The organism is Arthrobacter sp. Hiyo1 (assembly GCF_001263615.2).
GTDB lineage: Bacteria > Actinomycetota > Actinomycetes > Actinomycetales > Micrococcaceae > Arthrobacter.
The window spans coordinates 20,648-28,659 of sequence record NZ_DF952476.1 but is presented as its reverse complement, the minus strand read 5'-3'; the positions used below and the strand labels follow the sequence as shown (position 1 = coordinate 28,659).

Sequence of the window (8,012 nt, the reverse complement as noted above, 5' to 3'; positions counted from 1 at the left end):
CGCCCGCTTCTACGGGGAGGCCTTCGAGGACGTCCGGGCGTGGTTGCGGGGCGATCCGTTGCGGGTGCTTACGGGTTAGTGCATCAGTTGGGCTTAGATTGTCAGGTGCCTGCCGAATTCTCGCTCCGCCCCGCCCTGCCCGCCGATGCCGCGTGGATCGCGGAACTGCGCGCCGTCGTCATGCGACCCGATTTGGAGCGGCTAGGGCGTTGGGATCCGGTCCGCGTCAGGGAGCGTTTCTTGAAGGCGTTCCAGCCGGAACACACGTTTGTCATTGCCGTGGAAGGCCAAGCTGCCGGTGTTATCGCCGTCCGCCCGGAATCCGACGCTCTGTGGATCGAACACTTCTACGTCGCTCAGGAGTTCCAGGGGCAAGGGCTTGGTGCCGGCGTGCTCCGGCGGATCATGGGCGAGTCCAAGGACCACCGGCCATTCCGTCTCAACGTGCTCCAGGGCAGCCCGGCCCGACGCCTCTACGAACGCCACGGCTTTGTCTTGGAGACCGAGGATCCGGTGGACGTGTTCATGGTCGCAGGCTGACCTTCAGTCGTGAAGGACCACTTGGTAGAGGTTGTGGTCTTGCCATTTTCCGGCGATCTGCAGGTATCGCGGTGCCATACCAATCTTCTGGAATCCGGCCTTTAGCAGCACCCGCTGCGAGGCAGAGTTGTGGAGAAGAGTGCTCGCCTCGATGCGGTGCAGTCCGAGTTCGTCGCGCGCCATTTCGACTATCGCCTGGACCGTAGCGGACGCCAGCCCGCGGCCTGCGTACTCGCTGTCCACCCAGTAACCGAGCCCCGCGCTCTGGAAGGGCCCACGGACGATTCCTGCCACGTTGAATCGACCGATGAGTCGATCGCCGTCGAACAGGCCGAGCGGATGCGCTTCCCCGGTTTCGTGCGCAACGAGGCGGTTCGCAATGTCGGCGGACTGCCAGGTCTCGGTGTAGTACTCCTCGGGCCGTAGCGGCTCCCACGGTGAAAGGTAGGCACGGTTGCGCACATATGCGGCCGCAAGCGCCGCCGCATCACTGACGCGCAGTACACGCATGCTGACGCTCTCACTGAGTTGGCGCGGTTCAATCATCGGTCAACATTAGTCCCGTCGCAGCCGAAACATCACGGATGGCCGCCTCAACACCGAGCTTGTCGTGCACTGTTAACCGATCCGCGTCCCACTCAGTGACATCGCCGTACGCCGCGCGCGTTCCAAGCGCGCGCAGAAGTCTGCCGGCACTTGAACTGGTAATTCATTGATCGGGAACCAGCGGACGTCATCGCTTTCTTCACTCACGGCGATTTCCACATCCGGGTTTGCTGTCGCGGCGAACCCCACATCCCAATGGGCGGTACATGAGAATCCCCCATGCAGATCGTGTCGGTCAAGATCCACGATTGCTGGAGAAAGCAGAACCAGGTCATCAATTCCGGACTCCTCGCGGGCCTCCCTCTGGGCAGCTTCCGCCACCGACGCGTCGTTCGACTCGACGTGACCGCCGAACTGCACCCAGAACTGCCCCTTGCGATGGAAACACAACAGAACACGATCGAATTCAGGCGAAAACACGAAGCAGGACCCGGTGACATGCTCCGGCCCACCATTTCGACGCAACGCGGCGTCCACCGCCAAGTTCAGGAACTGCAGATACGCGTCCCGTAATCCCGATTCAGGAAGTGTCCTGAGGCTGGCAAGCAGATTGGCAAGAGGCATCCTGCTATTTTGCCGCACAGGGCAACGAACAACTCAATGCCACGACGAGGGGTGTGATGCGTCGGATAGATGTCACCCTAGGTGCCCGTTAGCCGATCCTTTACCGGACGCCGCACCGTAGCCGGCCATCTGTCGTTTTACGGCCAGGGTTTCCAAGCCGCGCCTCTAGTCAGGTTCGCTGCGTTTCTTCAGTTGGATAGATCCCGACTGCCTTCAGTGCTGTTGCAGAACCTGCGACTTCAAGCACGCCCGTGTCGGTCTTGATGTACACCACGGTGTGGTCCCGACGGCCTTGACCCAGATACCAGCGTCCCGTGGCTGGTGTCCTCAGTCCTCCCGTTAAGGGCTCGATATTCGGGAGAATCAGGGTCTCGCCTACTGGCGAACCGGTGAAGGCTGCCACAGGTTGAAAGATAAGAGTGCCGCCCCGCACCGTTGCGCATCCAGTAATCCAACCACGCTTATCAGCAGGACCCGGTGGGGTATAGCCGGAGGGCAGCGACCTGGGGCCTGGCCGAAGGCTGCATTCAACGATGCCCTTCTCAACGTTTTGGGCGGCTCTCCGTTTCTTCAGCGGGCTGACCAGCAAACCCATTAGAAGATAGACCACGAATGTGGCCGGGGCTAGAGCCGATAGATACAGGGAAGACGTGCGCAATGCCTGCCATGGGACTGTCACTATGACAACAATCACCAGACTGACGAAGATCCCAGCCAAGTCGTAGGTCTTCTCCATCCAGGTGCGAGGCGCCGGCTCAAGCTTTTCAACAGCCATCGGGGCTCCCGTCCCTAGAAACCACTGGGGCACATCGCGCCTAGCTCTTTTCAGCGGCCCAGGCCTTGGCAAATTCTCCAAAGGCCCCGATCTTGCACCCCGGTTGTGTTGCCCTGACGCTAAACCGGGATACGGGACCGTGCAAGATCCTTGACCAAATCCTTGGATAACCGTGCTTGGTACATCGGCACCGTCCAGTTAAGGGATCCTTTACCGGACATGTCTTGAAATTCCGATTCGCTTTCGATCGATATTCAGCCGCGGCGGTTGCGCTGGTAGAAAAAAGCATGCCGGATCCGTCAGCCCAGGCCGTTACACTCTCACTTGTTACGACGCCAATGGGGTTGCGTACTAGCAAGGGAACTGGTCCATGGTTGTTACTTTGTCGGGTGAGACTTCCGAGCGGGTCTTTGTTGTTCATGGTAGGAATGCAGTAGCGCGGGATGCGATGTTTACTTTCCTTCGCTCCATCGGCCTGAAACCGATCGAGTGGGACCAGGCGATTGCCCTGACCGGAAAGGCTTCGCCCTATATCGGCGAGGTGCTGGATGTCGCATTTGATGACGCCCAGGCAGTTGTTGTCCTGCTTACGCCGGACGACGTCGCCTACATTCGAAACGAGTACGCCGCTGAGGACGATCCCGAGCTGGAGCCGCGCGGACAAGCCCGCCCGAACGTCCTGTTCGAGGCAGGCATGGCAATGGGACGGGACGCGGACCGGACTGTTCTCGTTGAAATGGGCGACCTAAGGTCATTCAGCGATGTGGGAGGACGCCACGCGGTTCGGATGGACAACACGCCCCAGCGGCGCAAGTCCCTCGCAGATAGATTGCGGACGGCCGGGTGCCCGGTCGACATTTCCGGGGCCGACTGGATTACCGCCGGCGATTTTACGCCTCCGCCGAAACTAGGGAACGGTCTCCCCGTTGGGAAACGGCTGCCTTCCCGGGACAGGAACGGCGCCCACGTAGACGGGCATTGGTACGCCGGCAGCGGGTCTTCGTTTGACCAGGTGAAGGTCACCAACATCGGTGGCGTGCCGATCTACGACGTCCAGCTCCAGGTTCCGGAAGATCTAGGCAATCAGATCCAACTTCACGACAATGAGGTTGTTGCCAAACTGCCTGTTGGGAAGTCCTTTACGGTACGGGGATGGACGACCAACAGGACGTTCGGCGGGGCGCCCCCAACCAATTCGAGCTTCGCGCCACCGGTCGCCTCGATGACGGTGAGCCCTTTGAGCAAGACGTCTACTTCGACGCGGCGAGATAGTAGCCGTGGAGATTCCCGTGGAGTTCCCGCTTGACTCGGATGGCTTCTTCAGGCGCGAGTGTCCCAACTGCCAGGGCGAGTTCAAGTGGCATCATGGGCCAACCGCCGATGCACCGGCCGGGTTTGTCTATCCACAGGTCCATTGGTGCCCGAGATGTGGCCGGTCCGCGCCACTGGATGCCTGGTGGACGCAGGCCCAGATCGAGTACAAGCAGGCTGTTCTTGCGGTTTCGGCAGGCGATATCCTCGCTGACGCGTTCAAGTCTGTCCGAAGCGATTTCCTGAGGTTCGAAGCAAATTCCTCGGCGAAGCAGCCGCGGCCGGACCCTTTAGTCGAGCCCGATGACATGCTGATGATCGCCCCACCATGCCACCCTTGGGAGCCCGTCAAGGTCCCGTCCGAAGCACAGGTTCCGTTCTATTGCCTACTTTGCGGACAGGCCTACGCTCTATAGCTACCGCTATCGAGTCCTGACACTTCGCTCCGCCCCGCCGCCAACGCGGTGTCCTAACAGTCGGCCTGCAACGCCCGTAAGCCGGTCCCTCTCCTGACGTCTCCAATGGTTGTATCCATGTGCGCGGTGGGGGATCCCTGACCGTGCCTCTCCTGAAGGTGGCGCAGGTTTCTATCAGGCAAGTCCAGGAACGACCGCCAGTTGGAAACCAGATCGAGGTCGGACCATCAATTGGCTGATGTAGTCGCAGACGGGCACGGCTTCACGATGTGCGGGCTAATTCAAGGAGCACGGAAACGGCGACAAAAACAATTCCGCCTATCACAGAGACCACGCCGTACACCCGAATGTAAGCACGCAGCCAACGTCTGGCCTCATCTACCGACCAGAGCTCCGCATATGCAGCAGCGTAACCACGATAGTTTGTGGCCAGGACCATGCCTCCAACGAGCCCATCAAGCCCAAGTATTCCTATTGAAAATGCGACGGCAGGCCTTTGGCCGTGGGATGTGGCCAGGGTTGCGAATGCGATCAGGAACACTGCAAGGGATGCCAGGGCTCCGACGCGCAGCGGCATCCGAAGCTTCCGGAGACGCTCGATGTATCTTGTCACCGCTCGTTCCTCCAAGAGATGAACCCGCGCACCGAGACCGGCGAGCCAGCCTGCTCCGCTACCTCGGGCGTTTCACGCCCACTTTGATCCATGAAACAAATCTCCCACATCGTTGTCTGGAACTTGAAGGGAGCGGAACAAGAGACCAGGGAGATTTCTGTTTGTAGATTCTGTCGCTTCGCGGATGCCCTTTCGGGGATCCCTCACCGGACGTTACTTCACGGTCCTGTGCCAACTGCTCAGGAATCCGGTGCTGGATTGGTGAGATACCGTCTATTGAGGAGCGCCAGGCTTGCACGGCTGGCGGCCAGCTGGAGTGTTGTGTTTTCTGAAGTGAGGGTCGCCACGAGACCTCCGGGAAGAACAGTCCAGGGGGCTTTTACAGGCTCTCCAATGGCCGTGGGCGCAGGGTAGATTTCCACTGGCCCGGCAAGAGGCCCGCTCTCGCTTGCACCCAGCTGGAAGATTAGTCGATTTGGCTCTGCTCTTGCATAACCTCGGGCCCATCTACTCCGAAGTCCCGATCCGGGTTCTCTGTGGGCACATTCGAAAAGGCCTCGTTCCGCGTCCTGGGCCGCCCGCTTCTTTCGTAGGGGAGCAATGACAATGAGCTGGATGGCTGTTATGAGGACGATGCCAGCCGTGATCACGATGACCAACGTAGGCCACCAGCCCAAGACGGCCCGCAAAGGGATAAAGAGGATGCCGGCAAAGACGACCAGCGGCAAGGAACCGAAGGCATCGAATGCCCGTTCCAGCCGGCTCCTCGGCGTTGGTGCCAAGTCCGGTTCACGCATGGGTAACCTGCTTCCTGTGATGCCGGGAGTCTAATCACCAGGAGGGTCTTTTGATAAGGCTGTTCGGGGTGGGGCGCCAGCGGGGTTGAAGGACCCTGTCAGGCCGCCCGTAAGAGGGTCCCCCACCGGCCAGCTCAACACCTTCATGCCTTCCCTTCAGGAAAGCCTTAATGTGGGTACTCTCTGATTCCCGTATGACCCGCCCGCAAAAGTGCCCGGTGAAGGCGCCCTAAACGCTACACTTCAGGCTCCCGGCAGCCCTGAAAATTCGAGGACGCACTAAGGCTTCTCGGCCAGCGAAGGCGTCCCGGTGAACGCCGCCCGCGGTGCTCACCGTTTACGGCCTCGATGTGAACCACCGTGATCAATGCCGGCGTTCATCCCCAATTGGCCGCTCAAGAAAATTGTGGATATGGTTTTGGCTATGGAGATTGAGGTCGACAGAGCCTAGCCACCTGACGTTCGGTGGCCGCCCGGTTGTTTGCGCTCATGCGCACCCGGCGAGAAATCTCGCTTTCAGTTGTCCGCAGGCGCTATTCCCTGCGGTCCAGCTTCGCTGAAAGATTCCGTACGTCAGGTGCAGTGCCCTCCGAAGTAGCGCGCGTTTTCGCGCCCCGGAGAGAGCACGTTGACCCATGACTATGCCCCCAGATGGGCAAGAACCAAAGGACTGTGTCTCATGTCAGCACAATCAGCCATCTCCTTGCACGATCTTTCATTCGAGTGGCCCGACGGCACTCCCGCTCTTCAGCGGCTCAATGGCACCATGACCACCGGCCGGACTGGACTCGTCGGCCGCAATGGTGCAGGAAAATCGACCCTGCTCCGTTTGATCGCCGGCACACTGACGCCGACCCTGGGCCGCATCGAAACAGTCGGCGACGTCGGCTACCTCCCGCAGACCCTCACCCTCGGGCAGCACACGACCGTCGCCCGGCTCCTCGGCATCGACGGCAAACTCACCGCGCTCCACGCCATTGAGGGCGGCGACGTTGACGAGCGCCATTTCGAGGCAGTCGGCGACGACTGGGACATTGAGGCCCGGGCGGACGAGGCGTTGCACGAAATAGGCTTCTCCGCGGGCGATCTCCAGCGAAAGGTCGGGGACCTCTCAGGCGGCGAAGCGATGCTCATCGCGCTGACTGGACTGCGCATCCGCCGCACCCCGGTCACGCTCCTCGACGAGCCAACCAACAACCTTGATCGGCGCACCCGGGCCAAACTTGCCGCCTTCGTCGACAGTTGGCCGGGCACGCTCGTGGTGGTCAGCCACGACCTCGAGTTGCTTGAGCACATGGACTCCACTGCTGAGCTTCATGCCGGCAAGCTTGACGTCTTTGGCGGGGCTTACAGCCTTTTCACCGAACATCGCGAGCAGGAACAGGCCTCTGCCATCCAGGCAGCACGAAGCGCCCAGCAAGCGCTGAAGGTCGAAAAGAAACAACGCGTCGAAGCCGAAACGAAGCTTGCCCGCCGCGAGCGCACAGCGAAGAAGACCCAAGCCAGCGGCGGGATCCCGAAGATCCTGGCCGGCAACCGTGCGAGCAAGGCGCAGGCATCTGCCGGCTCGATGCGCTCAACCCTCGACGACAAGGTGCTGTCAGCCCAGGCCGCCGTCGACGCCGCCGCCGCGAGGGTCAGGGAAGTTGAGCACATCCACCTCACCCTTCCAGATCCCGACGTGCCACGGAGCCGCCGGATCGCCGAGCTGAGCGACGGTTCCCGGACGATTGTCATCCAGGGCCCCGAACGCGTGGCCCTGGTGGGACCCAACGGCTCCGGCAAATCGACGCTCCTCAGACACCTCGTCGAGAGGCGCCCTGCAGAATCCTCGGGCCGGATCACCGGAAAGCTGCTGACCGGCCGGGTGGGATACCTCCCGCAACGGCTCGACGGCCTGGACGATGCCCGCTCAGCGCTGGACAACGTGCGGGAAGCGGCTCCGGCGTCGGCTCCCGGAGACATCCGCAATCAGCTCGCACGCCTCCTCCTCCGGGGATCCACCGTTGATCGCCCGGTCTCCAGCCTGTCGGGAGGAGAACGGTTCCGGGTCAGCCTCGCGAAGGTGCTCCTGGCGGAGCCGCCCGCCCAGCTGCTGATCCTCGACGAACCGACAAACAACCTCGACATTGCCAGCGTCGAGCACCTCGCCGAAGCCTTGGACGCCTACCGCGGCGCACTGCTCATCGTGAGCCACGATGTCGGTTTTCTCCGGCGCCTCAACATCGACATAGTGGCCGAGCTCGACGGCGAAGGGGGCCTGCGCGAGCGCACGGAGCCACTCACCTAGGGCCCGCAGCAAATCAGAGCTGTTGTTCCCACACGGTCAGTTGGAGCCGCACCAGCTCCGCGTCCGGGTCGCGCGAACCGCCGTCGTCGGTCTGCAAGCC

Annotated in this window: 8 protein-coding genes; 4 read left to right on the top strand and 4 right to left on the bottom strand. The window is 61.3% G+C overall.

Features of this window, described 5'->3' with window-relative positions; genetic code table 11:
- Positions 1–105: 105 nt before the first annotated feature.
- Positions 106–540 (top strand): GNAT family N-acetyltransferase, encoded by a 435-nt coding sequence (locus AHiyo1_RS20570; RefSeq protein WP_253257512.1) that lies wholly within the window; start codon positions 106–108, stop codon positions 538–540.
- Between the two features lie 3 nt (positions 541–543).
- Here AHiyo1_RS20570 and AHiyo1_RS20565 read toward each other — a convergent pair whose 3' ends face one another.
- The 3 genes from AHiyo1_RS20565 to AHiyo1_RS20555 form a co-directional block, all read right to left on the bottom strand.
- A complete protein-coding gene (locus tag AHiyo1_RS20565) occupies positions 544–1,086 on the bottom strand; it encodes a GNAT family N-acetyltransferase (protein ID WP_059389822.1) in 543 nt (180 codons plus the stop codon).
- A 72-nt stretch (positions 1,087–1,158) separates the two neighbouring features.
- Positions 1,159–1,710 (bottom strand): NUDIX hydrolase, encoded by a 552-nt coding sequence (locus AHiyo1_RS20560; protein WP_084784651.1) that lies wholly within the window; start codon positions 1,708–1,710, stop codon positions 1,159–1,161.
- 169 nt (positions 1,711–1,879) lie between these two features.
- Positions 1,880–2,485 (bottom strand): hypothetical protein, encoded by a 606-nt coding sequence (locus AHiyo1_RS20555; RefSeq protein ID WP_148667690.1) that lies wholly within the window; start codon positions 2,483–2,485, stop codon positions 1,880–1,882.
- A gap of 370 nt (positions 2,486–2,855) precedes the next feature.
- On the opposite strand from AHiyo1_RS20555, the gene AHiyo1_RS20550 reads away from it, so the two are divergent.
- Positions 2,856–3,791, top strand: coding sequence for a TIR domain-containing protein (locus AHiyo1_RS20550; RefSeq protein WP_113990728.1), 936 nt, complete (start codon positions 2,856–2,858; stop codon positions 3,789–3,791).
- Between the two features lie 683 nt (positions 3,792–4,474).
- Here the strand turns inward: AHiyo1_RS20550 and AHiyo1_RS25065 are convergent.
- Entirely contained in the window at positions 4,475–4,825 is a 351-nt protein-coding gene (locus AHiyo1_RS25065) for a hypothetical protein (RefSeq protein WP_172465682.1), read from the bottom strand.
- 624 nt (positions 4,826–5,449) lie between these two features.
- Here AHiyo1_RS25065 and AHiyo1_RS20535 point away from each other — a divergent pair.
- Together AHiyo1_RS20535 and AHiyo1_RS20530 are read left to right on the top strand one after the other, a co-directional pair.
- Positions 5,450–5,656, top strand: a complete 207-nt coding sequence (locus tag AHiyo1_RS20535) for a hypothetical protein (protein WP_059389816.1) — start codon at positions 5,450–5,452, stop codon at positions 5,654–5,656.
- 645 nt (positions 5,657–6,301) lie between these two features.
- Positions 6,302–7,912, top strand: a complete 1,611-nt coding sequence (locus AHiyo1_RS20530) for an ABC-F family ATP-binding cassette domain-containing protein (protein ID WP_059389815.1) — start codon at positions 6,302–6,304, stop codon at positions 7,910–7,912.
- Positions 7,913–8,012: the final 100 nt, after the last annotated feature.